Origin of the sequence: Chitinophaga niastensis, assembly GCF_003014755.1 — a bacterium.
Taxonomy (GTDB): Bacteria; Bacteroidota; Bacteroidia; order Chitinophagales; family Chitinophagaceae; genus Chitinophaga; species Chitinophaga niastensis.
Map to the genome: position 1 here is coordinate 1,856,972 of NZ_PYAW01000001.1, position 25,813 is coordinate 1,882,784.

General features: G+C 42.9%; 21 protein-coding genes. 16 read left to right on the plus strand and 5 right to left on the minus strand.

The window, feature by feature from the left end; all coding sequences use genetic code 11:
* Window positions 1-123: 123 nt before the first annotated feature.
* A complete protein-coding gene (gene guaA, locus CLV51_RS07740; RefSeq protein ID WP_281261516.1) occupies window positions 124-1,692 on the minus strand; it encodes a glutamine-hydrolyzing GMP synthase in 1,569 nt (522 codons plus the stop codon).
* A 63-nt stretch (window positions 1,693-1,755) separates the two neighbouring features.
* Between guaA and CLV51_RS07745 the strand changes: the two genes are divergently transcribed.
* The 10 genes from CLV51_RS07745 (at window position 1,756) to CLV51_RS07790 (ending at window position 11,338) form a co-directional block, all read left to right on the plus strand.
* Complete coding sequence (locus CLV51_RS07745; RefSeq protein WP_106527390.1) at window positions 1,756-2,493, plus strand: head GIN domain-containing protein; 738 nt, start codon at window positions 1,756-1,758, stop codon at window positions 2,491-2,493.
* Between the two features lie 282 nt (window positions 2,494-2,775).
* A complete protein-coding gene (locus tag CLV51_RS07750) occupies window positions 2,776-3,696 on the plus strand; it encodes a hypothetical protein (protein WP_106527391.1) in 921 nt (306 codons plus the stop codon).
* Window positions 3,697-3,913: 217 nt separating this feature from the next.
* Window positions 3,914-5,050 carry a dialkylresorcinol biosynthesis protein DarB gene (gene darB, locus CLV51_RS07755; protein WP_106527392.1) on the plus strand — a complete coding sequence of 379 codons (1,137 nt, stop codon included), beginning with the start codon at window positions 3,914-3,916 and terminating at the stop codon, window positions 5,048-5,050.
* Between the two features lie 26 nt (window positions 5,051-5,076).
* Window positions 5,077-5,466, plus strand: coding sequence for a flexirubin biosynthesis protein DarG (DarG, locus tag CLV51_RS07760; protein WP_106527393.1), 390 nt, complete (start codon window positions 5,077-5,079; stop codon window positions 5,464-5,466).
* 84 nt (window positions 5,467-5,550) lie between these two features.
* On the plus strand, window positions 5,551-6,555 hold the full coding sequence (darH, locus tag CLV51_RS07765; protein ID WP_106527394.1) for a BtrH-related acyltransferase DarH: 1,005 nt from the start codon (window positions 5,551-5,553) through the stop codon (window positions 6,553-6,555).
* A 65-nt stretch (window positions 6,556-6,620) separates the two neighbouring features.
* Window positions 6,621-7,367 carry an ABC transporter ATP-binding protein gene (locus CLV51_RS07770; RefSeq protein ID WP_170115324.1) on the plus strand — a complete coding sequence of 249 codons (747 nt, stop codon included), beginning with the start codon at window positions 6,621-6,623 and terminating at the stop codon, window positions 7,365-7,367.
* A gap of 67 nt (window positions 7,368-7,434) precedes the next feature.
* Window positions 7,435-8,727 (plus strand): ABC transporter permease, encoded by a 1,293-nt coding sequence (locus CLV51_RS07775; RefSeq protein ID WP_106527395.1) that lies wholly within the window; start codon window positions 7,435-7,437, stop codon window positions 8,725-8,727.
* A 92-nt stretch (window positions 8,728-8,819) separates the two neighbouring features.
* Window positions 8,820-9,077, plus strand: coding sequence for a phosphopantetheine-binding protein (locus CLV51_RS07780; RefSeq protein WP_106527396.1), 258 nt, complete (start codon window positions 8,820-8,822; stop codon window positions 9,075-9,077).
* A gap of 13 nt (window positions 9,078-9,090) precedes the next feature.
* Window positions 9,091-10,305, plus strand: a complete 1,215-nt coding sequence (locus CLV51_RS07785; RefSeq protein WP_106527397.1) for a beta-ketoacyl-[acyl-carrier-protein] synthase family protein — start codon at window positions 9,091-9,093, stop codon at window positions 10,303-10,305.
* Window positions 10,306-10,321: 16 nt separating this feature from the next.
* Window positions 10,322-11,338: a beta-ketoacyl synthase chain length factor gene (locus tag CLV51_RS07790; protein ID WP_158266951.1), complete on the plus strand. Its 1,017-nt coding sequence runs from the start codon at window positions 10,322-10,324 to the stop codon at window positions 11,336-11,338.
* 170 nt (window positions 11,339-11,508) lie between these two features.
* On the opposite strand, the gene CLV51_RS07795 is transcribed toward CLV51_RS07790, so the two are convergent.
* The 3 genes from CLV51_RS07795 to rpsT all read right to left on the minus strand — a co-directional run bounded on the left by CLV51_RS07795 (window position 11,509) and on the right by rpsT (window position 15,253).
* A complete protein-coding gene (locus CLV51_RS07795; protein WP_106527399.1) occupies window positions 11,509-12,870 on the minus strand; it encodes an RNA-binding domain-containing protein in 1,362 nt (453 codons plus the stop codon).
* 323 nt (window positions 12,871-13,193) lie between these two features.
* Window positions 13,194-14,918, minus strand: a complete 1,725-nt coding sequence (locus tag CLV51_RS07800; RefSeq protein WP_106527400.1) for a M14 family metallopeptidase — start codon at window positions 14,916-14,918, stop codon at window positions 13,194-13,196.
* 77 nt (window positions 14,919-14,995) lie between these two features.
* Window positions 14,996-15,253 (minus strand): 30S ribosomal protein S20, encoded by a 258-nt coding sequence (gene rpsT / locus CLV51_RS07805; RefSeq protein WP_106527401.1) that lies wholly within the window; start codon window positions 15,251-15,253, stop codon window positions 14,996-14,998.
* 241 nt (window positions 15,254-15,494) lie between these two features.
* Here rpsT and CLV51_RS07810 point away from each other — a divergent pair, with 241 nt between their 5' ends.
* From CLV51_RS07810 to CLV51_RS07830, 6 genes are all read left to right on the plus strand, one after another.
* A complete protein-coding gene (locus CLV51_RS07810) occupies window positions 15,495-18,254 on the plus strand; it encodes a 2-oxoglutarate dehydrogenase E1 component (protein WP_106527402.1) in 2,760 nt (919 codons plus the stop codon).
* Between the two features lie 136 nt (window positions 18,255-18,390).
* Window positions 18,391-19,956 (plus strand): 2-oxoglutarate dehydrogenase complex dihydrolipoyllysine-residue succinyltransferase, encoded by a 1,566-nt coding sequence (odhB, locus tag CLV51_RS07815; RefSeq protein ID WP_106527403.1) that lies wholly within the window; start codon window positions 18,391-18,393, stop codon window positions 19,954-19,956.
* Window positions 19,957-20,072: 116 nt separating this feature from the next.
* The gene (locus tag CLV51_RS07820) at window positions 20,073-21,230 is read left to right on the plus strand and encodes an RsmB/NOP family class I SAM-dependent RNA methyltransferase (RefSeq protein ID WP_146151246.1); all 1,158 of its coding nucleotides are present in this window, start codon (window positions 20,073-20,075) and stop codon (window positions 21,228-21,230) included.
* A gap of 90 nt (window positions 21,231-21,320) precedes the next feature.
* Window positions 21,321-21,467 carry a hypothetical protein gene (locus CLV51_RS29045; protein ID WP_158266952.1) on the plus strand — a complete coding sequence of 49 codons (147 nt, stop codon included), beginning with the start codon at window positions 21,321-21,323 and terminating at the stop codon, window positions 21,465-21,467.
* Window positions 21,468-21,677: 210 nt separating this feature from the next.
* Entirely contained in the window at window positions 21,678-22,499 is an 822-nt protein-coding gene (locus CLV51_RS07825; protein ID WP_106527405.1) for a hypothetical protein, read from the plus strand.
* 2 nt (window positions 22,500-22,501) lie between these two features.
* Window positions 22,502-24,466: a hypothetical protein gene (locus CLV51_RS07830; RefSeq protein WP_106527406.1), complete on the plus strand. Its 1,965-nt coding sequence runs from the start codon at window positions 22,502-22,504 to the stop codon at window positions 24,464-24,466.
* A gap of 123 nt (window positions 24,467-24,589) precedes the next feature.
* Here CLV51_RS07830 and mnmA read toward each other — a convergent pair whose 3' ends face one another.
* The gene (mnmA, locus tag CLV51_RS07835; protein ID WP_106527407.1) at window positions 24,590-25,696 is read right to left on the minus strand and encodes a tRNA 2-thiouridine(34) synthase MnmA; all 1,107 of its coding nucleotides are present in this window, start codon (window positions 25,694-25,696) and stop codon (window positions 24,590-24,592) included.
* Window positions 25,697-25,813: the final 117 nt, after the last annotated feature.

The window sequence follows — 25,813 nt, forward strand, 5'->3', positions numbered from 1 at the left end:
ACAAAAATCATTCCGGGGAGTTTCACGCAAAGGGGCAAAGGCGCAAAGAGCATATTTTATAACTTAAACAAATTTCTTTGTGCCTTTGCCCCTTTATCCCTTTGCGTGAAACTCCCCGGTTATTTATTCCCACTCAATAGTAGCAGGTGGTTTGGAACTGATATCGTATACTACCCGATTAATGCCTTTTACCTTGTTAATGATGTCGTTAGACATTTTTGCCAGGAACTCATAAGGGAGATGAGCCCAGTCGGCGGTCATACCATCTACAGAAGTTACTGCACGTAAGGCTACTGTGAATTCGTAAGTGCGTTCATCGCCCATTACGCCTACACTTTGTACCGGCAAAAGGATGGTGCCTGCCTGCCATACTTTGTCGTATAAGCCGGCTTCTTTCAGTCCTTCTACGTATACTGCATCAGCTTCCTGCAGCATGTTTACCTTTTCAGGGGTAATAGCTCCGAGGATGCGGATAGCCAGACCAGGACCCGGGAACGGATGACGGCCCAGGAATACTTCACTGATGCCTATTTCACGGCCTACGCGGCGTACTTCATCTTTAAAGAGGAAGCGCAGTGGCTCCACCAGCTGCATATTCATCTTTTCTGGTAACCCGCCTACGTTGTGGTGTGATTTGATCGTAACAGAAGGACCATTTACAGAAACGGATTCAATTACATCCGGGTAAATAGTACCCTGTCCAAGGAAAGAAATATCGGTGAGTTGGGTAGATTCCTGTTGAAAGACTTCAATAAACAGGCGACCAATGACCTTACGTTTTTGTTCAGGATCGGAAACACCTGCCAGCTGTCCGTAAAAAAGATCTTGTGCATTTACGCCTTTTACATTCAGGCCCATATGTTTGTAAGATTCCAGTACAGTGGTGTACTCATCTTTCCGCAACAGGCCGTTATCTACAAATATGCAGAAGAGGTTTTTGCCGATTGCTTTGTGGATCAATTCCGCTGCTACGGTGGAGTCAACCCCGCCGCTCAGTGCCATTACCACTCTTTTATCGCCTACCTGTGCTTTAATTTTTGCTACTGTTTCCTGTACAAAAGCGGCTGGAGTCCAGTCTTGTGTGCATGCGCAGATGTGTACGAGGAAGTTGCGCAGAATTTGTTTGCCTTCCAGGGAGTGTGTTACTTCCGGGTGGAATTGCAAACCAAATATTGGATTAGCCGCAGCGGTGGTACTTTTGAAAGCAGCTACCGGAATATTTTCCGTAGTAGCGATGATCTCAAAATTATCCGGGATACGTTTAATGGTATCGGAATGGCTCATCCACACCTGGCTCTTGGATGCGATATCGTATAATAATTTTTCCTCTTTATCATTGTGTTCCATAAAAGCACGACCGTATTCACGGATGTTGCTTTTAGCCACTTCTCCACCAAAATTTTTAGCCATCATTTGTGCGCCGTAGCAAATACCCAGTACTGGTACTTTTGCGGCAATGGCAGCAATATCAATGTTAGGTGCATTTTCCTCATTTATGGAAAATGGACTGCCTGATAATATAACACCTTTGATAGTTTCGTCCCAGGCAATGGGCTGAAGACAAGGTTTAATTTCGCAATAAACATTCAGTTCCCGGATGCTGCGTGCAATCAGCTGTGTATACTGGGATCCGAAATCGAGAATAAGTATCTTTTCTGTCATGGTGGTGCAAAGATAAAGTCCTTCTGTCAATTTCGGATTTTGAAATTAGAAATTAGGAAATCTAGTTGTACCTTTCTTATATAATTTAAGCCCATGATACAATCAAAATCACTCCTGTGCCAGGCCATGATGGCCTTTTTAGCCTTTTTTTTATTAGATTCCTGCAACGTAATAAGTCAGAACCGGGTTAATGGTAATGGCCACGTAATTAAAGAAGATAGACAGGTTCCTGCTTTTCACAGATTAAAAGTAGAAGGCAGTATGGATGTGTATCTGTCGCAAGGCCCTGCTAAAGCGGCTGTTATTGAGGCCGAGGATAATATTACGCCACTGATTGAAATTTTAGAGGAAGATGGCAGACTGATTGTACGCCAGAAGCGGAATACCTCTATCAGTACCCATAAAGATATTATCGTGTATTTAACCACGCCTGATGTGGATGACATTAGTTTATCCGGCTCCGGCGATGTAAAGCTGACAGATAAGTTTAATGCTAAAGACGACCTGAAGTTAAGGTTATCCGGCTCTGGTAATATAAAAGGAGAAATCAATGCTCCTCATGTGAAAGCAGATATTGCAGGTTCCGGAAATATGGAGCTCAAGGGTGAAACCAAAGACGTGAATCTTTCAATTGCAGGTAGCGGTAATTTTGAAGCAGAGGACCTGCTGGCCGAAAATGTAACTGTTTCTATTGCTGGTAGCGGAGATGCAGATGTTCATGCCAGTGTGAAACTGGATGCAAAGATTATGGGTTCTGGTGATGTAAAATATAAAGGCACTCCCCAGATTTCCTCATCTGTAATGGGCTCTGGCTCTGTACAGAAAAAATAATGTGAATATTTACAAATTTTTAACATTTCATTTATCACATAAAGCACCATTTATCTGTTTATAGGAATGGTTTAAAAAAACACTACAAGTCCTTGAGTCCAGGTACTGCATTCGCAAATTATATAGGCTGATGCTGTACCTGGCTGGGGCACAAGTCCTGCCACATCAAGATTTTCCCCCTACCTCTCTCAACTTATCGCGTCAAATTATCATTAAATCACATAAATGATTCTCCTTTTTTTGTATGTTTACGGTTTGAATTGTTGAACTCCTATTCCTTTTATGAACGAAAGACCGAAGATCCTGGTGGTATATTATACCCAGACCGGGCAACTGAAAAGGATTATTGATCATGTGCTGGCTCCGCTGGAAGGCAAGGCAGACATAACGTTTGAGCAATTGGTGCCTGTAACACCATTCCCTTTCCCATGGGGAAAGCAGGAGTTTTATGATACCATGCCGGAAACAGTGCAGAGCACTCCGCGTGGTATTCAACCCCTGAAAGTGGATGTGAATGCGCATTTCGACTTGGTGCTCCTGGCGTATCAGCCCTGGTTTTTATCTCCCTCTCAACCCACCGCTGCTTTTCTGCAAAGCGAAGCGGCCGCGCGTTTATTGAAGGATAAGCCGGTGGTAACGCTGTTGGGCAGTCGTAATATGTGGCTCAATGCGCAGGAAAAGGTAAAGGGTTATTTACAGCAGGCAGGTGCCAGGCTGGTAGGTAATATCGTGCTGGTGGATAAATCCCCCAACCTGATATCGGTCATCACTATTCTTCGCTGGGCATTCAAAGGGAAAAAAGAAGCTACCCGTTTCTTACCACCTGCGGGCGTACAGGAAAATGAGATCATCACTTCCAATCGTTTTGCCGGACCAATAGAAAATGCACTGACTAATAAGCAATGGGATCATTTGCATCCACAACTGCTTTCATTAGACGCCGTGGAATTAATCCCCAACCTGGTAGTGCTGGAAGGTAATGGTATTAAGGCTTTCCGTTTCTGGGCAAAGTTTATCAGCGCTAAAGGCGGACCAGGTGCAGCTTCCCGTCAGGGACGGGTTAGCATGTACAGGGGCCTGCTATTGGTAGGGATTTTTGTGTTAACACCTATCTCCCTCATCTCTTCTCTTATAAAATTAAGACTGAAAAAGAATCAGCTGCAGCGTGAAGTTGAATACTATAAGGGTATTACCTTGCGCTGACATTAATTATTACGGAAAAGAGTAATTAGCTTTGCCGGATAATTAAGTGCCGGCTGTCCGGTGGCGTGATAATTTTAATTCCAATAGAATTATATAATTTACGTCCGTATACAACACATATAAATTTAAATATGTTTATCACCGTGGGCTGGCTGGTAATACACGGCAGTTATGACCAGGTTTTACATGTGGCCTAATAAAGACGAATAATATTCAAATGAAGGAAGTTTATATTACCAGGCTATCTAAATTTTTACCCAACGAGCCTGTAGAAAATGATGAAATGGAGAGCATCCTCGGAATGGTTGATGGAAAGGCTTCCCGCGCGCGTTTAAAGATACTTGGTAACAACAAAATCAAAACCCGTTACTACTCTTTGGACAAGGAAGGAAGATCCACCCACTCCAATGCAGAGATGACTGCAACAGCAGTGAAAGAATTGTTTGATGAGAATTTTCCAATCAACAAATTACAATTACTGGCTTGTGGCACCACTTCTCCTGATCAGTTACTGCCTAATCATGCCGCTATGGTACATGGCATTCTGAAATGCCAGCCCGTAGAGCTGATTGCAGCTACAGGTGCGTGTGCAGCAGGTATGCAGGCTTTCAAATATGCGTGGATGTCTATTCGTTGCGGGAATACCACCAACGCTGTGAGTACCGGTTCAGAAAAATTTTCTGCCTGGATGCTGGCGCAAAAATTTCAGCCTGAAGCAGAAAATCTGAAGAGCCTGGATGAAAATCCGATCATCGCTTTTGAAAAGGATTTCCTTCGCTGGATGTTGTCTGATGGCGCCAGTGCAGCATTGTTCCAGGATAAACCCAATGCAGAAGGTTTATCGCTGCGTGTAGACTGGGTAGAAATATTGTCTTACGCCAATGACCTGGAAACCTGTATGTATGCAGGGGCTATCAAAAAACCTGATGGTACCACCACCGGCTGGATTGATATGACGCCGGAAGAATGGGCACAGCACAGCGTTTTCTCCTTTAAACAAGATACCCGCTTACTGGGTAAAAATATTGTTCCTTCCGGAGCACAAATGTGGAAAGAGCTGGTAGAGCGCCACAACATTAATCTTGATGAAATAGATTTTTTCCTGCCGCATCTGTCATCTGAGTTTTTCAGATTGAAGATCGATGAGGAAATTACCCGTTTAGGTGTTCCTATTCCATTGGAAAGGTGGTTCACCAACCTGGCTAACGTTGGTAATGTAGGTACTGCTTCACCTTACCTGATGCTGGAAGAGCTGATGAACAGCGGCCGCTTTAAGAAAGGACAGAAAGTAGTATTAATGGTTCCGGAGAGTGCACGTTTTTCTTATGCTTATGCACACATTACTGTAGTGTAGAGCTGTAACTTCTAAAAACTGCCATCATGAAAAAAGAGGAAGTACCGCAGGATGACGATAACCTGCATGAAGGTACATTCAAGCAGATTATGTATGCGGTGGATAACTCCGGCAATTACGTGCAGGTGCAAAGTGCAGGCTGGGAGCCGGAAAACATTGCACTTGGGCAAGCCTGGGAAGAAGTGAATGAAAAAGTGAAAGCAGCCCGTGCAAGTGTAGATGCCGGTGAAATAAGTCCCGTGGCCTATTACATGGAAAAGAACCTGATGGACCTGCCATTGCTGGCGAGTTATGTAGGCAAATTCCAGTGGCAGATAAAGCGACATATGAAACCAGGTGTTTTTAAACGACTCAGCCCCGGAATGCTGCAACGTTATGCAGATGCCTTCAAAATCAGTGTGGCTGATTTAAAATGATCATACATCTTCTTTAATAAACAGAGGAATAACTTGTCTGTTTGACAGGTATTCCTCTGTTTTCATGAAGTGACTAAACATATTATGAGCAATTCTCAATTCCATCATACGCAAACTGCACACTGTGAAAGTGGCGTAATCTCAAACCTGCTGGGGCATTATGGTTTACAGATCAGTGAACCAATGGCTTTTGGTATCGGTGCGGGCATATTTTTCGGACACCTGCCTTTTGTAAAGGTGAATGGCGTGCCAGGTACTACTTACCGGATATGGCCGGGTGCTATTTTTCAGCGGGTATGTAAGCGTTTGGGGGTTAAAATGGAATCTGAGAAATTCTCAACTCCGGAAAAAGGTATGCTGGCACTGGATAAAGTAATTGAAGCAGGCATTCCTGTAGGATTACAATCCAGCGTTTATTACCTGCCTTATTTTCCTCCTTCCTATCGTTTCCACTTTAATGCCCATAACCTGGTAGTGTATGGTAAGAAAGACGGACAATACCTGGTGAGTGACCCGGTGATGGACACTGTAACGGAAATTGATCCGGAGAGCCTGGCGCAGGCCCGCTTTGCCAAAGGATTCCCTTCACCCAAAGGAAAGATGTATTATCCGGTACATGTGCCGCAATCTGCTTCCTTTGAGCGACCTATTAAAGAAGGTATACAGCAGGCATGTCATTTTATGCTGAAAGTACCTTTGCCTATGTTCGGTGTAAGTGGGATACGCTATCTCGCGAAGAGAGTACGTAATTACGCTGAAAACCCGGGCGACCGCAAAGCCACGCTGTACCTGGGAAACATTATCCGTATGCAGGAGGAAATCGGCACCGGCGGTGCAGGATTCCGTTTCTTATATGCCGCATTCCTACAGGAAGCAGCAGTATTATTAAAAAAAGAAGAGCTCAGTAAACTGGCAGGAGAGCTGACCAAGATCGGTGACCTGTGGCGTAATTTTGCATTTGCGGCGGGCCGTGTGTGCAAAAGCAGGTCAGCAGACAATATATCATACAAAGAACTCAGTGAAATGCTGTTGCAATGTGCAGCTTCAGAAGATGCATTTTTCCGTAAGCTGTCACAGGTAAAGTGGTGAGTGTAAAAATTGCAGATGACGTGTTGTGTAGAATTTTTTGTGTAGAATAATTAACAATGGCTATTATGTCCGGCATATCTGTTACAGAATTATTTAAAACCTACAAGGGAAGCGATGAGCCTACATTAAAGGGGCTTTCGTTTCAATTCCCCGAAGGAAAGATCGCCGGGTTGCTGGGCCCCAATGGTGCAGGTAAAACAACAACAATTTCTATTTTATGCGGACTGGTACGGGGAGATAGCGGAGAGGTGGTCATTCACGGGTTGAAGCAGGAGGCTGCACACCGGGAGGCTATCAAACATATTATTGGCATTGTACCTCAACAGATAGCGCTGTATCCGCAATTATCTGCCGTAGAAAATCTTACTTACTTTGGCAATCTCTATGGATTCAAAGGAAAGGCATTGCAACAAAAAATTATGCATTACCTGGAAATATTTGGTTTAGAGAAGAGTGCGCATAAAGAGATCCATAAATATTCAGGTGGCATGAAACGGCGTGCCAATATCATTGCAGCCATATTACATGACCCCCAATTATTAATACTGGATGAACCTACCGCAGGTGTGGATGTACAATCGCGTGGCATGATCCTGCAATTTCTGCGCGATTATAACAGCCGGGGCGCCAGTATCCTGTATACTTCGCATCTGCTGGAAGAGGCACAATCATTATGTGAGGATGTGGTGATTATGGATGAAGGGAAAATGATTGTACAGGGTAATCCACTTAAGCTTATAGAACAACACCCGGCATGTCAGAACCTGGAAGATGTTTTTTTACACTTTACCGGTTATGCGCTCAGAGATTAGCGTTAGGCCCGGCTATCGGGAACCGATTTATGAAACACTAAAAGCTAAGGGCTAACAGCTAAAAGCTATGCTAAGATTACTGGCAACAATAAGAAAAGAATGGCAGCTGCTATTACGTGATAAAATGGGACTGATACTCCTGTTTGTGATGCCTTTGGTGTTAATTACAGTAATGGCATTGATCCAGGATGCCCCGTTTAAGGATTACCAGGAGATCAAATTTGATATATTAACTGTAGATAATGATCATGGTCGTCTGGGGCGGCATGTGAAAGAAGGATTGGAAGCAGGCGGGCAATTTAACATCATTGACTCACTGGATGGAAAGCCTATAACAGCGGAGCATGCGAAGGAATTGGTGAACGAAGGCAAGTACAAGATCAGCATCATTGTTCCGGCGGGTGCTACAGCAGCCATTGTGAGCAATGCCAACCGCATTGTGAATGATATTTCGCATCGTATGGGCATGACTGTTTCCTTGCCTGTAAAAAAAGGAGGCGATTCGCTGAATGTAATCATCTACTTTGATCCGGCTGCTAAGAAAGCCTTCAAAGGAGCCATTCATCAGGCATTGGATAATTTCCTTACGCAGGTGGAAACCGAGATGTTACTGGACCGTATTCGTGGACAATTGCACAATAAAGATGTACCGGAGGCCGGTACAGATACTTTACCTATCCGTTTACAGGCTGTAGGATTACAGGAGCATAGTACGGGCAGCAGCAAGGAGATCGATGTAATATCCAACTCTGTGCAGCATAATGTTCCTGCATGGAGCATCTTTGCTATGTTTTTTATCGTAATTCCTATCGCCGGGAATATGATCCGTGAAAGGGAAGATGGCAGTTTGTTGCGGATGAAGTTGATACCAGGATCATACCTGGCAATACTGGCCGGCAAGATGTTATTTTTTGTAGGGATATGTGTACTGCAGTTTTATCTCATGATGCTGGTAGGCATTTACCTGATGCCGCTACTCGATTTACCGCAACTGGTAATGGGGCATCATCATGGTGCCACTATTTTAGTAGCTTCAGGAATCGGACTGGCAGCCACCGCTTATGGCATACTCATTGGTACCCTGTTTAAGACACCTAATCAGGCGTTAAACTTTGGTGCCATCTCTATTGTCATTCTATCTGCCATTGGTGGCATATGGATACCATTAGAGGTAATGCCGGCAAAGATGCAGGTGTTGGGACATTTGTCGCCGCTCAGCTGGGGATTGGATGCTATTAACGATATTTATTTGCGCAATGGTGATATTGACTATGTGTGGAAGAACGTATTACGATTGATTCTCACCGGGCTGGCCATGCTGGCTATAGCAGGGTGGGTGGAAAAAAGAAGAATGAACTGATAAATGTTTTCAAAACAATAGTAAAACTGTATTTTTACTCCCCACAAGGGCAGTCGCCTGTTGTGAGCAACAGGTGATAAACCTACAACATTATGGAAGAATTAAAAAAGAAACTGAAAGAACAAATTATCGAGGCACTGAACCTGCAGGATACTAAACCAGCAGACATTGATGACAATGCGCCATTATTTGGAGAAGGGTTGGGACTCGATAGTATTGACTCACTGGAACTGATGGTATTGCTGGAAAGACAATATCACATTAAGGTAGAAGATCCGCGTGAAGGCCGTAAGATTTTGCAGTCTGTTCAGTCAATGGCAGAATTTATACAATCAAAACAACCAGCATAAGTAAACTGGCTACATGGCGGAAAGAGTGTTTATAACAGGGATAGGTATGGTCACCGCTATTGGTGATGATGTAGCCGGAAATTTGCAAAACCTGCGGTTACAGCGCAGTGGCCTGGGATACTCCAGTTACATTGACACCATTTACAAAAATGTGTTGCCGGTAGCAGAAGTTAAGCGTAGTAGTGAATCGCTGTTTGAAATGGCCGGTATACCCGTAAGGGAAGGGTTTACCCGTACTACCTTACTGGGACTGGTAGCTATGCGGGAAGCATTGCTGCATGCGGGCATTACAGATGTGCAATCTGCCCCCACAGGTTTTATCAATGCCAGCACTGTTGGTGGGATGTGTGATACGGAGAAATTATATTTCGATATTATCAATCCTGAAAAAACAGGTTTATTTTTACAATACATAGATACACTGGATTGTGCGGATTGTACACAACGTATAGCCGACGCCGTAGGATTCAGTGAGCATATTGCCACTATCAGTACTGCCTGTTCTTCATCGGCAAATGCTTTGATGTTTGGAGCACGGATGATTAAACAGGGGATGTTGCCGCGTATGGTATGCGGAGGTACAGAAGCGCTCACCCGTTTTACCCTGAATGGATTTAATTCGCTGAAGAATGTGGATAAACAGTTTTGTCGCCCGTTTGATCAGCAACGTACCGGTCTTAATCTGGGTGAAGGCGCGGCCTACCTGGTGCTGGAAGGTGAATCGTTTGTGAAGGCTAATAACAGCCGCATACTGGCAGAATTGACCGGTTACTGTAATACCAATGAAGCTTTTCATCCTACTTCTCCCTCACCGGAAGGTGACGGGGCTTACGAAGCGATGAAAGCAGCACTGGCAATGAGTGGTAGAACACTGGAAGAGGTAACCTACATCAATGTACATGGTACTGCAACGTTGAATAATGATGTATCTGAGGGTAAGGCACTGGAACGGTTATTTGGGGGTAAAGTTCCCTTATTCAGTTCTACCAAGCCTTTTACGGGACATACATTAGCGGCGGCAGGTGCTATAGAAGCTATTTTTTCTGTACTGGCAATACAAAACGGGTTAATATTCCCTAATCTCAATTTCTCTGAAAAAATGGAAGAGTTGAACATCACACCGGTAACGGAGCTGATAGAAGGGTATCCGGTAAACAACGTTATTTCAAATTCATTTGGCTTTGGGGGCAATAATGCATCCCTGGTGATCAGCAAGTATGAAGGGTAAGTGTTACATACAAGGAATGGCGGCCATTTCCCCGCAGCCAACTTTTGAGGGGGATATTTTTTCTGCACCGCTGGTACATACAGATAGTAACCTGCTGGCCTGTATAGAACCCGATTACAAACCTTTTGTTCCGGGCAATAGCTTGCGCCGTATGACGCGCGTGCTGAAGATGGGGTTGACAACCGCACTCAAATGTTTACAGGAGAGCGGTGTGGCTACACCCGGCCCTATTATTACGGGTACCGGTAAAGGTAGTTTACAGGATACCGAAAGATTTATTAAAGAGATAGAGGATTATAAAGAAACGGCGCTGAATCCAACACCGTTCATTCAGTCTACCTACAATTCTGTGAATGGGCTGATAGCGCTGCAACAGAAATGTACTGCTTATAACAACACCTTTGTACATCGCGGTTTTTCCTTTGAAAACGCTTTGCTGGATAGTATGATGCTGATCCAGGAGGGCGAACCACATACACTTACAGGTGCTTTTGAAGAGATTACAGCGGAGCATTTTTATATTAAAAGCCGCATCGGTTACTGGAAGTCGGAATCTACTGATAGCCGTGAGTTATACAAGCATTTGTCTCCCGGCACTATTGCAGGAGAGGGTGCTGTATTCTTTACGCTGGCAGGAACGCCTACACAGCAAAGCTATGCAGCTATTTCAGGGTTTAAGATGCTGTATAAACCAGTACCAGGCAAGCTTACTGCTACCCTGAAAAATTTCACGACTCATGCAGATCTGATTGTTACCGGTCGTAATGGTGACAGCAATTTTGAACATTATTACCAGGAATTGGATAATTGTTTTCCTGATACACCACAATTGCCATTCAAACATCTTTGCGGTGAATATGATACCGCAGGTGCTTTTGGATTGTGGTTGAGTGCACATATCTTAAAAGCACAACAGGTGCCACAGCAGTGGTTTTCCATGTTTAATCAATTACCTGAACACATTAATTCCATCCTGTTTTACAATCATTTTTATGGTGAGCAGCATGTGATGATATTGCTGGAAAGGGTTTAGTTCTCGTATTTTATTATCTAATTATGTGAATTCATCAGACAGTGTCTGATGAATTGTATTATCAATTATTTAATTGCCTATAATATCTTCGACAAGGTATCTATATCCGGCAAAAACTCTTTTGCTTGCAGAGTACAATCCCGGGATTTTCATATGGTAATTTTACTTTATCATCTAATAATCGTCCAGTAGCCACCTGTTTTTCGGCTTCCTCGCCGCTCTATAAGTTGTTGTAGCACTAATTCCCTTATTTGGCGTTCTATAGTTTTTAAGGATCTGTTTTTTAATAAAGCTGGTAAGTCTTTAGCCTGTACACCAGGCTTTTTAATTACCGCTGCTAATAAAGATTTTAATCCCTCATTTAATCCCTCATTTAATCCCTCGTTTAATCCCTCGTTTATAGTGCCATTGAAAACAGCTATGCTGATTTTTTGCTGTGTATAAGCGAGTTCAGTGATAAAGCCATTGCCTTGTTCCTGGTAGTGGAATTCCATGGTAGGATAGCTTTTAATCTCTTCCCGGATCCTAAAAAAACCGGTGCCATATTTCTCAATATCCTTAGTAAGATAAAAAGCTTCCGCAAGTAGTTTGTTTCGCAATTCTGAGGTGTAATTATTTTCTTTAAGATCAGCAATGCTTATGTTCCCATATAATTTACCCGGATTAAAAAAGGAAATTTTCTGGTCAAAAATTTTAATCTGCAGGTCTGATGGACTGGTATAGTCCCTATGGATCAGACTATTTAAAATCAACTCCCTTAAAGCTGCGACGGGGTATTCAACGATCTCGATCCGCTGCGTAGTGATTCCGGTGATCTCGAAAGCTACTTTTAAGTGGCTATTGATGAACCGGGCAGTTTCATCTACTACGTCGAAAAGACTCCCATTAATCATTCGTTCATCTATAATCTTCGAAAGGGTTTTGAATCTGCCCACATGAACATTATAAAACAAATTGGTTTTTGAAAATAGTATCATGGCGGCATTTGTTACTGTATCTTTTCTAATCAATTTTAGTAATAACATAGCCTTGTAAGCGTCTTCCGGTAATAGGAAACGACCGCCATCATTAACTTTTTTTATGAAGAGACTTATCTTTTCTTCATTTAAATCTTCAAACTGCGCATCCCGATAAGGATATGAATCCCAGGAAAGCTGTAACGATTGCAGATGGAGATCGCTAATTTCAGTAGGATTTAGCTGGTGATTCGAGTTTTTTATCCGCCTGAAATACCGCCCTCTGAAAGCAACCGGTCTTACCGGAAATTCTTTGACGGAAAGCTCTCCCACCGTATTGCCTTCAACCTTCACCACCCCTGCATCGGGTATAATACTGGGTTGCGTTTTGTTTTTGACTTCGTTCACCCACTTTTGTAATGTTTCCAGGCCTAAAGTAAAACCGTTGATCGGTTTGCCCATATCATCTATCCCAATCAAAACCCTTCCTCCTTTAGTATTCGCAAAAGCTGTCAATGTTTCAATAACAGCATCTGAAAAGCTACTTTTAAACTCCGTATAATTATCTTCCTGCATTGATAAAATTGATTGCTTACTGGTTATTGCCGTCTTGCAATTGTTATTTATGCAAGAATTAGTTGTCAAATAAATATTTTATGGTTGATGATGAGATCCGATTGGTTAACAAACGTATAATTTGACGCTAATTTAAAGGTTACAAGCAATGCAGATTTATTCATTTTATTCATTCGCCTTGTGATCTGTTCATTCTCATTCGTGGTGCTTCTAATTGTGCAGTCAGCGACTGCACAATTAGAAATAATCTAAATAAAAAAGAGCGGAGATATAAGCCAAGCTTATATCTCCGCTCTTACAGCGAATTAGTATTATCAAATTTATTATCTCACTCTATACACCGGATACCGCATATACTCCGGCTCTGCGTAAGGCGAATTTTTAAATACAAAATTGAGTTGTGCACCGGCACTATTTGCAAACGCCGTATCCGTTGCTTTCTTCTTGTCTAATAAATTTTGCAGCTCCGGATGTGCTTTTAAATATTCGGCACCGGTATCTTCAAAAACATAAGAGGAGTATCCTTCTTTTTGTCCGAGGATAGCATCAAAAAAGTTCCAGGCAAAGAAAGAATCGCTGCCGGTAGGTTCCAGTGTTTCTATGAGAAAACGATTGGCTGTTTGATTCATCGGGATGTAATAATCACCACGGCGGAATTTGACAGAATCCTTGCTGCTGGTTACTTTGATATCGGTATGGAGATAGTGCTTTTCGAATGGTTTGGTATAGCTCTGAAAATCTGCAATGTGATACACTTCTACATAGATAGTAGTATCCTTTTGCAGTGGCTGCATATGCACTTTATTATTTTTCAGCAGATCAATAACGGTCCACCAGCCTTGCGGAATAATATACGCAGTAGGTTTCTCCACAAAATCTCCTTCGGCTGCCTGGTTATAAAATTTTACCTGGCGCTCATAAGGTTTAGTGCGATCATAGTAAAGGCGAGGCAGGCCGGAAATATTGCTGGGCTTATGTCCGGAGGCAAATCCTTTGAAAGTGATCAACGTATATTTATTCATATCAAACTGCCAGGACAGCGGAAAAGTTTTTTGTGTAGTGGCAGTTTGTTTTGCCTGTTCGCGTAATTGTTTGATCTCTTCACTATGGGCACTGGTAAACTGAATAAAACATTGCATCAGCGCATAGGTAGCTTTTACACGTTGTGGGTAAGGTTTTAGCATATGTGTTTCCGGTACAAAACCAAAGGTATGGAATAGCGTAGTGTAGCCGGTAGAGTAGCGGGGGCCATCGGAAAATTCTACCCAGCCGCTGTCTGGTGTTTCGCCAAAATGATTGACGTAAGGTACCAGGTCATACCCTTTTGCTTTCATGAGGGTGTAAAGCCCCGGTTCAAATGTTTTGTTCATAAATGTGCCCATGGGGCCACCCAGCTTATTATGTTGGGTAGTGATCAGCGTTATGATATGTTGATAATCTGCTCCATTGCTGACGTGGTTATCCACAAAAACGTCCGGATCTGTGAGCTGATAAATTTGCTGGAAGGCACGCGCATTTTTGGAATCAGCTTTAATGAAATCACGGTTGAGGTCCAGGTTTTGTGCGTTGCCACGGGAACCGAAGGCGTCCGGACCGTTCTGGTCTACCCTGTACCAAGGTGAGCGGTTCAGCATGCCGCCGATGTTGTACACCGGAATAACGGCCAGTACCACGTTGTCGGGAATGCTGATTTTACCTGTGGCGAGGTCGCGGAGCAGCATCATGCTGGCATCAATACCATCAGGTTCTCCGGGATGGATGCCATTATTGATTAAGATAATACGTTTGTTCTTTTTACGCAGACTATTAAAGTCGAAATCCCGCTGTGGGGAATAAATAATGAGGTGAAGGGGGAATCCGGCATCGGTCGTGCCTATTGTCTGCATCCTGATTTGAGGGAAACGTTTGGCGAGTTGCTGGTAGTATTGGATCACTTCCGGGTAGGTAGCCGTTTCGTTGCCGTTCGTTTTCTCATACCGGGTGATCAGGTCCTGTGCTTGCGCAGATAGCGTAAACAGGGCGGCGAAGGCCAGGAATAATTTTCTCATAAGGTGATTATCGATAAGCAAAACAAAAAGCCCTTCCTGTTTAAGGAAGAGCTGTAAATATTGTTACTGAAAACAAATTAAGCTGCGAGAGTTGCTACTTTCTTAGCCAGCTTGCTTTTCAGATTTGCTGCTTTGTTTTTGTGGATAACGTTACGTTTAGCCAGTTTGTCAAGCATAGAGGATACTTCAGAAAAATCTTTCTCCGCTGTCGCTTTCTCAGTCACCGCTTTCAGGTCACGGATGGCATTACGGGTAGTTTTACCGTAGTAACGGTTACGCTCATTACGCTTTCTGTTTTGACGTACGTCTTTTTTCGTTGCTTTATGGTTTGCCATTTTTCAAATTTCAAGTTTCGGACGGCAAAGGTAACTATTATCCTTTTACAAAACAAACTAAATGTAAGTTTTCAGCCGTCCTGCAAATATAAGCACCTTTCATCACAGATAATCAGTTGATTTTTTCTCATTTTTTCCAACCGCTGTATCAAAAAACGAGCGATATTTGCAATCCCATATATTAATATATCGGGACCAACAGAAAAGTATTTGAACTGAAGATCAGCAAAACTCGTTGTAAATGAAGGACTTCTCATTCGTCACCAACTCACATCCTGCTTACATTGAATCGTTATATCAGGATTTCCGCAAAGATCCCAACTCCGTAGACCCAGATTGGGCTAAATTTTTTGAAGGATTTGATTTTGCAGTATCCAATGCTAACGGCAAAGCGGTTACCGCAGCGCCCGCCGCAGGAGGCAGCACATCACTGCCAGTGAGCGACGACCAGTTGGCAAAAGAACTTGGTGTATACCGTTTGATTCAGGCGTATCGCAAAAAAGGCCACCTGATTGCTAAAACCAACCCCATCCGTGAAAGAAAAGACAGAAAGGCCAACCTGGACCTTGCCAGCTTCGGATTGGGAGATGCTGACTTAAAAACAGAATTTTTTGCAGGCAGCACTATCGGTGTCGGCAAAACAACACTGGAAAAAATTGTAGCCTATCTGCAGCGGATCTATGCTGCCTCTGTAGGTATACAATACACTTATATCAACGACCGCGACAAAGCAAAATGGCTGGAAAAGGAATTTGAGGCTGCTATGGTACAGCCACTGTCGCTGGAACAACGCCGTCGTATCCTGCAGAAGCTGAACCAGGGCGTTATCTTCGAAAAATTCCTCCACACAAAATATATTGGTCAGAAACGTTTTGGCCTGGAAGGTGGTGAATCCACTATTCCTGCGCTGGATGCTATGATTAATGTGGCTGCCGAATATGGTGTTCAGGAATCTGTGATTGGTATGGCTCACCGTGGCCGTTTGAGCGTATTGGCTAATATCCTGGGTAAAACGTACGAACAGATCTTCAATGAATTTGAAGGACTGGCAGTGCCGGATATGACCATGGGTAGCGGCGACGTGAAATACCACCTGGGTTTCCGTTCACAGGTAACCACACAGGCTGGTAAAGCGGTAAACCTGCAACTGATGCCTAACCCTTCCCACCTGGAAGTGGTTGATCCGATTGTAGTAGGCTTTGCACGCAGTAAAGCAGATGTTATCTACGATAGCGATTATGATAAAATATTGCCTATCCTCATTCATGGTGATGCTGCCGTAGCCGGCCAGGGCATTGTGTATGAAGTAGAGCAGATGAGCAAACTGAAAGGTTACTACGTAGGTGGTACCATTCATTTTGTTATCAACAACCAGATCGGTTTTACCACTGATTTTGATGATGCCCGTTCATCAGACTACTGTACCAGTGTGGCTTCTATTGTACAGGCACCTGTATTCCATGTGAATGGTGATGATGCAGAGGCAGTAGTGAAAGTATCAGAACTGGCCACCCGTTATCGCCAGGAGTTCAATGAAGATGTATTCATTGATATGGTTTGCTACCGTAAACACGGCCACAACGAAGGTGATGAGCCTAAGTTTACGCAACCCAGCCTGTATGCACTGATTGAAAAACATGCTAATCCGCGTGAAGTATATACCCAATTCCTGCTGAATAACGGTGAATCCGATGCACAGGCCTTGGCGAAAGAAATGGAGAAAGGATTCTGGGACGAATTACAGGCCCGCCTGGATGAAGTTAAACAACATCCGTTGCCTTATGCTAACCAGAAACCTGAAGAGTGGTGGCAAGCCCTCCGCAAATCAGCTCCTCAGGACTTTGAATCTTCTCCGGTAACTGCTATTAAAGAAGATGACTTTAAGCGTTTGTTTGATGGTTTGATGAAATGGCCGGAGAATTTTGTGCCATTGCGTAAAGTGAGCAAACTGCTGCAGGATAAGATCAAACTGTACCAGGAAGAAGGAAAAGTGGATTGGGCTACCGGCGAACTGCTGGCTTATGCCAGTCTCCTGATTGAAGGAAAAGACGTGAGAATGAGCGGGGAAGATGTGAAGCGTGGTACTTTCTCTCACCGTCATGCAGTGCTGTTTGATGAAAACACCAATGAGACTTACAACCGTCTCAGTCATTTCCAGGACAAACAAGGTAAATTCAGAATTTATAACTCTTTACTGAGTGAATACGGTGTATTAGGTTTTGAATATGGTTACGCCATGGCTAACCCTAATAGCCTGGTATTGTGGGAAGCACAGTATGGCGACTTTGTAAACGGTGCGCAAACAGTGATTGACCAGTACATCACCAGTGCAGAACAGAAATGGACTACACAGAATGGCCTGGTAATGTTATTGCCACACGGTTATGAAGGTGGCGGACCGGATCACTCCAATGCCCGTCCTGAACGCTTCCTGCAACAATGTGCGGAAGAGAATGTAGTGATCACCAATATAACCACAGCTGCTAACTTCTTCCATGCCTTGCGTCGTCAATTGACCTGGCAGTTCCGCAAACCGCTGATCAACTTCTCTCCGAAAGCCAATCTGCGCCATGTTGGTGCTTATTCTGCTATGGAAGAGTTTACCCAGGGTGGATTTAAAGAAGTGCTGGATGATCCGTTTATTGATGATGCAGCAGTAGTGAAGAAAGTATTGCTGTGTACCGGTAAAATGTATTTTGATCTGAGCGATAAACAAGGAAAAGATGATCGTAAGGATGTAGCGATTGTTCGTTTAGAACAATTGTATCCGTTGCCGGTGAAACAGCTGGAAGCGATCTCTCAGAAGTACAAAGGTGCTACCTTCTTCTGGGTACAGGAAGAGCCGCTGAACATGGGTGCTGCTGCGTTCCTGCAAATGAACCTGAAGCAGATCAATTATGGTGTTATCAGTCGTAATCCCAGCGCTTCTACTGCTACAGGGTACTCTAAAGTACATGCCCGTGAGCAGCAGCAGATCATTGATACGGCTTTTAATATCTAGAAAAAATTGCAAACTATAAACAGAATAATCAGCATTTAGTATTTAGCTTTTAGCTATTAGTTGTGAATAATTATTTTTGCTACTAAAAGCTAAAAGCTAAAAGCCAAAAGCTGGTATCACCATCAACTGATTAAATATGGTTATCGAAATCAAAGTCCCTACGGTAGGAGAATCTATTAGCGAGGTAACAATTGCAAAGTGGTTGAAAAAAGACGGAGATTATGTGCAGCAGGACGAAGTGTTGTGTGAGATGGAATCTGAGAAAGCGACCTTCGAACTGAATGCAGAAAAGGCAGGTATCCTGAAGATTGCGCCAGCAGCGCAGGAAGGTGCTACCCTGAAAATTGGTGATGTGGCCTGTACTATTGATACAGATGCAGCAGCACCGGCAGCATCAGCTTCCGCACCTGTAACAGCTGCAGCACCTGTTGCTGAAGCAGCACCGACAGCGGCACCCGCTGCACCAGCTGTTAATAAAGGGACGATTGAAATGAAAGTGCCTACAGTAGGAGAATCTATCAGCGAAGTAACGCTGGTAAAGTGGCTAAAGAAAGATGGTGATTATGTAGAGCGTGACGAAGTGGTATGTGAACTGGAATCAGAAAAAGCCACCTTTGAACTGAATGCAGAAGAAGCCGGTGTGCTGATCACTGTAGGAAAAGAAGGCGATACTTTAAAGATAGGCGATGTAGCCTGTAAGATAGATACCAGTGCCGCAAGGCCCGCTGGTAAAGCAACTCCGGCTGCCGCCCCTGCAGCGCAACCTGCTAAAGGAGCTCCACAGCCGCAACAGGCACCTGTAACCAGCATTCCGAATGATGTAAAAGCATCGCCGGTAGCTGCCGCAGTAATTGCTGACAAACACGTAGATCCATCCAGTATCAAGGGTTCCGGTGCACACGGCAAGATCATGAAAGATGATGTGTATGCTGCGCTGGATAATCCGGGTGTAGCAATAGGTCAGGAAATGTTTACCCGTCAGGAACGTCGTGAAAAGATGAGCAACCTGCGTAAAACAGTTTCCCGCCGCCTGGTAGAAGCTAAAAATACAACGGCCATGCTCACCACCTTTAACGAGGTAGACATGACCGAAATCATGGCTTTGCGCGCCAAATACAAAGAAGTATTTAAGAAGCAACACGAGGTGAACCTGGGCTTTATGAGCTTCTTCACCAAAGCCTGCTGCTTTGCATTAAAAGAATTCCCTTCCGTAAATGCTTACATCGACGGAGAAGAACTGGTATATCACGATTACTGCGATATTTCCATTGCAGTATCTGCTCCAAAAGGACTGGTTGTTCCGGTAATCCGTAATGCGGAAAGTCTGGATATGGCGGGTATTGAAAAGACAGTTGTAGAACTGGCTACCAAAGCACGCGATAACAAATTGACGATGCCTGAAATGACCGGTGGTACTTTCACCATTACCAATGGTGGCGTATTTGGTTCATTGATGAGCACTCCTATCATAAACATTCCGCAGTCAGCTATCCTGGGTATGCACAAAATACAGGATCGTCCGATGGCGGTAAACGGACAGGTAGTAATCCGTCCGATGATGTACCTGGCGCTGAGCTACGATCACCGTATCATTGATGGTCGTGAGTCAGTAAGCTTCCTGGTAAGAGTGAAAGAAATGCTGGAAAATCCTGAGCAGTTATTGTTCGGTAAAGATCCGCTGAAGGCATTACTGAAATTATAATCTTCTTTTATAAAGATAAAAATCCCGGCTGGTGTATATCCTGCCGGGATTTTTTATTGCTGATCGATGTTGATTGCTATGAGGTAGCATCAACATTAGCACTTATCTTCGCATATATGAGCCGTTGGGAGAATTATTTAGCATCTGCAGAAAAAATTATCGGCGCCTATCATGGCAGCCTGCCTTTACATCATTTCTTGAAAGCTTTTTTTAAGGAACATCCTTATATGGGAAGTCGTGACCGGCGCTGGATTTCACAGCTGGTGTATCATTATTTCCGGTTAGGACACTGGGGGAAGGATATTGCTGTGAGCGAGCGTATAGTAGCGGGTACCTTCCTTTGCGAAACATCGCCGAATGATTTTCTCGCTGCTGTCAGGCCTGCCTGGAATGAGCAGATAGCATTATCACTGGCAGATAAGATGCCTTTGATACCAGCTGCATTAACGCCTGCAACTATTTTTCCTTTCCTGCCGGATTTGTCTGAAGAGATAGATACTAACGCTTACGCCTATACTTTTCTGAAGCAGCCACGTTTGTTCATTCGTGTGCGTAATGGCAAGCTGGATAAGGTGTTGCAGCTATTGGAGAAAGCTGCCGTTGCCTATGAAGTGTTTGCCAATAAAACAACCGTAGCGTTGCCTAATGGTACTAAAATAGAAACAATTGTTACGGAAAAGAGCTGGTATGAAGTACAGGATGCTTCCAGTCAGCAAACCGGGGAATTGTTTTCACCTGCCAAGAATGAGCGCTGGTGGGATTGTTGCGCCGCGAGTGGTGGTAAGTCAATTTTGTTGAAAGATCAGCAACCGGGTGTACAGTTGTTGGTAAGTGATGTGAGAAGATCTATTCTGGAAAATCTGCAGCAACGTTTTACTGCTGCAGGCGTAAAGAATTATGACGCACGTGTGATGGATCTTACCGCAGAAAACTTCCCGGCTACCATGGGGCAGCAACAGTTTGACGGTATTATCCTGGATGCGCCCTGTAGTGGTTCCGGTACGTGGGGCCGCACGCCTGAAAGCCTGGCTTTCTTTAAGAAAGAAGAAATCAGTAAGTATCAGCAATTACAAAAGCGTATAGCCCATAACGTTATTCCTTTTGTTAAGAAGGGTGGAGTGTTGATTTATATTACCTGTTCCGTATTTAAGCAGGAGAATGAGGAGGTGGTTAAATATATTGAAGAGAACAGTGCTTTGCGCAGGCAGGAAGGTGGAGTGATTGCGGGGTATAATAAAGGAGCGGATACGATGTATGCTGTAAGATTATCGTAATCAATTGATTATATTTTTGACAATAAAAATTTTGTCAAAAATTTTGACAATAGAATTTTTGTCATTTACTTTGACAAAAATTCTATTGTCATGAAAAACGTAATTGGACTTCCGGCACGGGGCGAAAATTTTTATCAGCGTACCCGTGAAATAGAGAAGGTGATCCAGTCTTTATCCAACGGAAATAATATACAGATCACTGCTCCCCGCAGGATTGGAAAGACATCCATATTATGATATTTATTAGACAATAGCATAGCTGAAAGGCATTACGTATATGTAGATACAGAGAGTGTTGCAGAAGCATCCTATTTTTATAAGAAGATTTTAGAGAGTATTGTAAATGATCCCAAAATTTCCCGTTCTGTTAAACTGAAATCCGGCCTGGCAGATGCTGGTAACCGTTTTTTTCAGAAAATTAAAAGTATTAAGCTTTTTAACACTGCATTGGAATTTAATCACGAAGAGACGGTACGTGATTATTATGATGAATTTCAGAATTTCCTGACCGGATATGCTATGGTAGAGGAGATTGAGCTGGTTTTACTAATAGATGAATTCCCCCAGACCATTGAAAATATAAGAAAGAAAGACAGTGAAGCTGCGTTGAATTTTCTGCAAAGGAAACGCGAATTAAGAATTGACCCTATCATTTCAAAAAAAGTAAGATTTATATATACAGGCTCTATTGGTCTTAACCAGACGGTATCTTCCATTGGCGCTACTGCCACTATTAATGACCTGGCGTCTATAGAGGTGGAGCCATTATCGGAAACGGAGGCTATGGACCTGTTTAATACGTTATTGACCGATAATAACCGTACCATCGATAACAGTGCGAAAGTAGCCCTGAAAGAGGTGCTACAATGGTATATCCCTTTTCATATACAGTTGATTGTGCAGGAAATTATCCAGGCTACTAATAAGCATAGTGAAGTAACCGGTAAAATTGTAGAAAAAGCTATTGAAGAATTATTAAGTTTAAAACATAAAAATCATTTTGATCACTATTACTCTCGTTTGAGAACACATTTTAAAGATGACGCATTTAAATATGCAGATATGTTGTTAAAAGATCTTGCGGAGAAACACACGTTAAATAAGAAAGACACTTTGGAATTGGCAGTGAAGTATAAACAGGAAGCCGATTATAGAAAAATTATTGAGAATCTGATGTATGATGGATACATACACTTTAATACAACTCAAGGCGTATATCTTTTTAACTCACCTATCCTAAAACGTTGGTGGGAGCGATTTATTTTTTAGTTATGAGCATTTTATTGTACAACCCGGACAGAAAAAACAAGACCGATTTTATAGCTGAATTTGTTATTCGTACAAAGATTTTTGAAGAGATATTGGCGGATATTAAATCCGGTAAGATGATCACCCCGGAGCAGCATTATTTGTTGTTTGGGCAGCGTGGAGCTGGTAAAACAACCATGTTACTACGGCTGAAATACGCAGTAGAAGATGATCCTAAGCTATCAAAATGGTTAATCCCTGTTGTTTTTAGTGAAGAGCAGTACAATATCGGCGAATTGGGGAACCTGTGGGAAAGGGTGGCAGAGCATCTTGAAGACTACTATGGGTTTGATGGGGTAACCAAAGAAATTGAGCAATATATAGAAAAGGATAATTACGAAGAAGCATCTTTAAAAATCCTTATCAAACATCTTGATCAGTATAAAAAGAAGATGATTTTATTTGTTGATAATATTGGTCAGTTGTTAGCGAAGTTCAGTGAGCTGGAAGTGAGGAGATTGAGAGAAGTATTACAAACACTACCATATTTCCGTTTGATAGCAGGATCACCTGTGGCATTGGAAAGTATCTTAGAATATCAACAGCCACTATATGAATTTTTCAAAGTTATTCAGCTAAAAGGATTAACTGATGAAGAGAGCATTGTGCTGTTGAGAAAGCTGGCTGTTTTACATCATGAAGAAGATAAGATTGAGCGGATCATTGCAAAATCACCATCTCGGATCACAACGCTCAGAACATTGTCTGGTGGTGTTCCACGGACGATGGTGCTGTTGTTCCAGGTTTTTGTGGATAGCGAATATGGAAATGCGTTAAGTGATTTGGAAAAGGTACTAGATGCAGTTACACCCTTGTATAAGCACAGAATGGATGATCTGCCGCCGCAGCAACAAAAAATTGTAGATGCTGTGGCATTGCATTGGGAAGCTATTAGTGTAAAGGATTTGTCTAAGCAGGTTAGGTTGGATAGTAAATTGGTTTCTGCTCAACTGCGTCAATTGGAGAAGAATCAGGTAATTGAAAAACGGGTAACGAAAACAAAGAACCATATTTACTTATTGCAAGAGCGTTTCTTCAATATCTGGTACCTGATGAGATATGGAAGAAAGCAGGATCGTAACAAGGTGATATGGCTGGTAAAGTTTTTGGAAGCCTGGTGCGATAAGCAGGAAATTGAGCAGCGTATTAAGGATTATGTAGAAAAGGCAAAAGAAGGGCTATTAGATAATAATGTACTTGATGTTTACGGTCATGCCTATACATTTTTTGAAGACATTAATCCTGAGACTAAATTTCTATTAAAAGAAAGTACTCCTCATTATATTTCATCCAACATATATTTTACGGAGACAGATTTTTATAGCTTGTTGAATAAGGCTTTGCATAGAAAGGATTATGATGCTTTTGTCAGGATAGCGGTGAGTAAGAATATATCCCAGAATGAGGAACGATATAAATTCTATGAATATATAAGAACTCACCTTTATGACATGGAGCTATGCATGGCAATAAGAGCAGGGATCGGAAACAGGATTGGTCTTACGGGAAGAGGAGAACACCAGGTTGCTTATTTATATATTGTGACAATGTTTATCTGGAGTAGAGAATTGTTATATAGGGATCATGAAGTTCCGGACATTGCAGCGTCAGTAGTAAAACTTCTAGTTCAATGGCTGCCTAGGTTTAATTTTGACAGACTTACAATAAATGAAGAAAGCGATTTTTATGGTATTATTCTCACACTTTTGAAGGCAGAGTATTATCAATTAGCTCTTAAAATATTTAGCTCAATCCCATTTCTATGTAAGGACCAGAGAATAATGTACCTTTTAACTAAGTACATGGCATCTGGAAAGGCGGAAGATACTTTTTTATCTGTGGGATCAGAATACAGAGAGGCGATTCTTATGTGTCTCAAACGAATGTCTGAGGTTAACTTGAAACTCGCTCGGAACAGGAAAAAATGACAACCCACTGGCTACCTTTTCTTTTTGGAAAAGTGAGATAATGCTATTCTGTTATATCAAATAGAAAAAGGGTGAGCAGATCTACATCTTCCCACCCTTTCTTTTTTATCTGAAATTAAATATCTACAACATCGGTGTTCCTCTTTGAATTACACCACCACCAATCACATCATCTCCTTCATAAAATACGGCTGACTGCCCCGGGGCAATGCCTTTTACGCTTTCGTAGAAGTTTACTTTTACCAGTCCGTTTTCGTTGTAGAGGTTGCTGAGTGCACCTTTATCTTTATAACGGATTTTGGTGATGGCTTCCATGCCTTCCGGGATGGTTTCGTATTTGCCCATGTTGATACCGCTGACAAACATTTCGTTTTTCTGCAGTTCATCTTCATTGCCTAATACGACGGTGTTTGTTTCCGGGATGATCTCTGTTACAAATACAGGGCGTCCAAGGGCGATATCGAGCCCTTTACGCTGTCCAACAGTATAAAAGGGGTAACCCTTATGATGCCCCACGATCGTGCCGTCTGCCAGTACAAAATTGCCACCGTTTACCCTTTCTTCCAATCCTTCTACCTTTCTCTTCAGAAACCCACGGTAATCGTTATCGGGCACGAAGCATATTTCATAGCTTTCTGCTTTTTTAGCGAGTTCGGGGTAACCGAAATCGAAAGCCATTTGCCTGATTTCTGTTTTGCGGTATTGGCCCAGCGGAAGTATGGTACGTGCCAGTACATCCTGCTGAATGCCCCACAGCACATAGCTCTGGTCTTTGGTTTCGTCTGCGCCTTTGCTGATCACATAACGGCCGTTGTCATGCTGACGGATCTTTCCGTAGTGGCCGGTTGCAATAAACTCACAGTCCATAGCATCTGCACGTTTCATCAGTGCACGCCATTTGATATGTGTATTACACAGTACACACGGGTTGGGTGTGCGTCCTGCAATATATTCCTCGACAAAATTATTAACTACGAAATCACCGAATTCATCGCGGATATCCAGCACAAAATGTGGAAATCCATGGTGCACCGCCGCCGCGCGGGCATCATTAAAAGAATCGAGGTTACAGCAGCCGGTTTCCTTTTTACTGGAACCCGCAGATGCATAATCCCAGGTTTTCATGGTGATACCCACCACTTCATAGCCTTGCTCATGCATCATCAGCGCTGTAACAGTACTGTCTATACCACCGCTCATGGCTACCAGCACTTTACCATGCTTGCTCATTTGGAAAAGTTTAAGGATGCAAAATTACTTAAATTCCAGCCAACGGCCATCTATCCTTTATCGATCCTGACAATGGGCGGATTGATTCTGACTATATCCGTAATATCATTTTAACGA

Bases quoted from the DNA above. Each gene is read 5' to 3' on its own strand.
- darH (WP_106527394.1), top strand. From the start codon at position 5,551: ATGAGCAATTCTCAATTCCATCATACGCAAACTGCACACTGTGAAAGT.
- CLV51_RS07785 (WP_106527397.1), top strand. From the start codon at position 9,091: ATGGCGGAAAGAGTGTTTATAACAGGGATAGGTATGGTCACCGCTATT.
- CLV51_RS07810 (WP_106527402.1), top strand. From the start codon at position 15,495: ATGAAGGACTTCTCATTCGTCACCAACTCACATCCTGCTTACATTGAA.
- CLV51_RS07790 (WP_158266951.1), top strand. From the start codon at position 10,322: ATGGCGGCCATTTCCCCGCAGCCAACTTTTGAGGGGGATATTTTTTCT.
- CLV51_RS07745 (WP_106527390.1), top strand. From the start codon at position 1,756: ATGATACAATCAAAATCACTCCTGTGCCAGGCCATGATGGCCTTTTTA.
- DarG (WP_106527393.1), top strand. From the start codon at position 5,077: ATGAAAAAAGAGGAAGTACCGCAGGATGACGATAACCTGCATGAAGGT.
- CLV51_RS07775 (WP_106527395.1), top strand. From the start codon at position 7,435: ATGCTAAGATTACTGGCAACAATAAGAAAAGAATGGCAGCTGCTATTA.
- CLV51_RS07820 (WP_146151246.1), top strand. From the start codon at position 20,073: ATGAGCCGTTGGGAGAATTATTTAGCATCTGCAGAAAAAATTATCGGC.
- CLV51_RS07830 (WP_106527406.1), top strand. From the start codon at position 22,502: ATGAGCATTTTATTGTACAACCCGGACAGAAAAAACAAGACCGATTTT.
- CLV51_RS07795 (WP_106527399.1), bottom strand. From the start codon at position 12,870: ATGCAGGAAGATAATTATACGGAGTTTAAAAGTAGCTTTTCAGATGCT.
- darB (WP_106527392.1), top strand. From the start codon at position 3,914: ATGAAGGAAGTTTATATTACCAGGCTATCTAAATTTTTACCCAACGAG.
- mnmA (WP_106527407.1), bottom strand. From the start codon at position 25,696: ATGAGCAAGCATGGTAAAGTGCTGGTAGCCATGAGCGGTGGTATAGAC.
- CLV51_RS07770 (WP_170115324.1), top strand. From the start codon at position 6,621: ATGTCCGGCATATCTGTTACAGAATTATTTAAAACCTACAAGGGAAGC.
- CLV51_RS07780 (WP_106527396.1), top strand. From the start codon at position 8,820: ATGGAAGAATTAAAAAAGAAACTGAAAGAACAAATTATCGAGGCACTG.
- rpsT (WP_106527401.1), bottom strand. From the start codon at position 15,253: ATGGCAAACCATAAAGCAACGAAAAAAGACGTACGTCAAAACAGAAAG.
- odhB (WP_106527403.1), top strand. From the start codon at position 18,391: ATGGTTATCGAAATCAAAGTCCCTACGGTAGGAGAATCTATTAGCGAG.
- CLV51_RS07750 (WP_106527391.1), top strand. From the start codon at position 2,776: ATGAACGAAAGACCGAAGATCCTGGTGGTATATTATACCCAGACCGGG.
- CLV51_RS07800 (WP_106527400.1), bottom strand. From the start codon at position 14,918: ATGAGAAAATTATTCCTGGCCTTCGCCGCCCTGTTTACGCTATCTGCG.
- CLV51_RS29045 (WP_158266952.1), top strand. From the start codon at position 21,321: ATGAAAAACGTAATTGGACTTCCGGCACGGGGCGAAAATTTTTATCAG.